Here is a 1029-nt window from a genome sequence, read left to right on the forward strand (position 1 = left end):
AGTACCCATTAATGCCTGAGCAACTTGACCTTCCACATTACCCCATGTAGCTTCTTCTTGTTTTAGAATATTATTTAACGCTGGCTCAACATACTTATCCCAACGTTTTTCTAAAGATTTACCAGCACGAGGGCTTATCTTTTTAACTCCTGAGAAAACAGCTTTTTTATTTTTTATCATTGCTTTAATACCTTTTTTTACAGCATATGAACCACCAACTCTTTCGGAAGTCCCTTCTTTAAGATTAGATGGTAAATTATTAACAGTCTGTTCAGTTACAAATTTAGGATTTTGAAACAAATCATCTAAAACTTTATTATCTTTTTCAATTTCTGTATTCGACTTACTAACTGACTTGTGCGATTCTATTGATTCACTTGCACCTGCTATTGGGCTAATTGTTGATAATAAAACAGCACTCATTACTAATGTTCCAAACGATTTTTTTAGTTTCAAAATAAAAACTCCTTTTCCTAATTTTACTCCCAATTTTAAAAATCATCCCTAATGTAACCGTATCATATTATTGCTTTATTCCAATTGCTTTTTGGTTGGAACCAACGGAGCATAATGTGTTGTTGAGTTGGTACTTCGTTGGGATTAATCCCAACAAACCACCAACCAACTCGCTAACATAGTTAGCTAACACATAGCTCATTCCAACCAAAAATTTTCTCGGCATAAATGCGTGTGATATGATTAATGTATTACTCCTTTCATTTAATATATCAAAAACAATTCCCTGGCTACTCAAAAAATGAGTAGTCTTTTTATTTTGCATTTTAAGCCCTTTCTAGGACATTTTATTATTCTACGTATAAAAAAATAGCACGCAGTAATTTAAACTACTGCGTGCTTTATATCACATATTAAACCTTTTAATTACTTAAGACCTGCTGTGTTAATAAAGCAAATAAGAGGTGAATCAACTGATAGTTGACTCACCTCTTCATATGTATTGATTTAAAATGTTGATTACATTAAACCAAAAGCTTTAGCAACATCTGATACTACACCAATACCGTTAGC

General features: G+C 32.2%; 2 protein-coding genes. Both read right to left on the reverse strand.

From position 1 onward, the window contains the following. Nucleotides 1-456 (reverse strand): hypothetical protein (locus ACFSTA_RS18715; protein ID WP_377558361.1); only part of this gene is annotated, 456 nt, incomplete at its 3' end. Between the two features lie 67 nt (nt 457-523). Further along, complete coding sequence (locus ACFSTA_RS18720) at nt 524-781, reverse strand: hypothetical protein (RefSeq protein ID WP_031876629.1); 258 nt, start codon at nt 779-781, stop codon at nt 524-526. Nucleotides 782-1029: the final 248 nt, after the last annotated feature.

This window comes from Ornithinibacillus salinisoli, from assembly GCF_042684965.1.
Lineage (GTDB): Bacteria > Bacillota > Bacilli > Bacillales > Amphibacillaceae > Ornithinibacillus > Ornithinibacillus salinisoli.